General features: G+C 65.7%; 1 pseudogene. It reads right to left on the minus strand.

The window, feature by feature from the left end:
- Positions 1 to 740 (minus strand): annotated as a pseudogene (locus HX846_RS30675) (GntP family permease); the annotation flags it as partial.

The raw sequence follows: 740 nt of genomic DNA on the forward strand, positions 1-740 counted from the left end.
CACCAGGAAGCCCGGCAGCGAGGCGATCACCGCACCAAAACCGTATTCCGAAGCGGTGTTCATCGCCGCCAGCAGCGCGCCGCTGACCGCGCTCTTGCTGCCCTCGGCGAGCTTGCTGCGAATCGCCGAGAAGCCGAACACCAGCACCACGATAATCCCCACCAGCAACGCCGCCTGCACCGCCCAGATTGCCGTGAGCTTGGCGACTTCGGTCTGCACCGGCACGCTCATGCCCGGCAGGCTGAGGGTGTGGGTCTTGCCGTACCACAGCGGAATCCAGTGCGTGAACAGCAGGTTCATGATGCCCACCAGCAGCAGCGGCGACAGGGCGATCCATGGGTTGGGCAGCTTGATGTCTTCGGCGGTTTCCGGCTCGTTGCGCAGCTCGGTCCCATAGCCTTCACCGGCGCGCTGGGCCTTGTTGCGCTGGCGGGCCAGGTACAGCATGCCGGCGCAGAATACGAAGATCGTGCCGATCAGCCCCAGCCACGGCGCGGCCCAGGCGGTGGTGTTGAAGAAGGTGCTGGGGATGATGTTCTGGATCTGCGGCGTGCCGGGCAGGGCGTCCATGGTGAACGAGAACGCGCCGAGGGCGATGGTCGCCGGCAGCAAGCGCTTGGGGATATTGCTCTGGCGGAACATCTCGGCCGCAAACGGGTACACCGCGAACACCACCACGAACAGCGACACGCCGCCGTAGGTCAGCAGGGCGCACACCAGCACGATCACCAGCATCGCCT

Source organism: Pseudomonas sp. K5002, from assembly GCF_013386655.1.
Taxonomy (GTDB): domain Bacteria; phylum Pseudomonadota; class Gammaproteobacteria; order Pseudomonadales; family Pseudomonadaceae; genus Aquipseudomonas.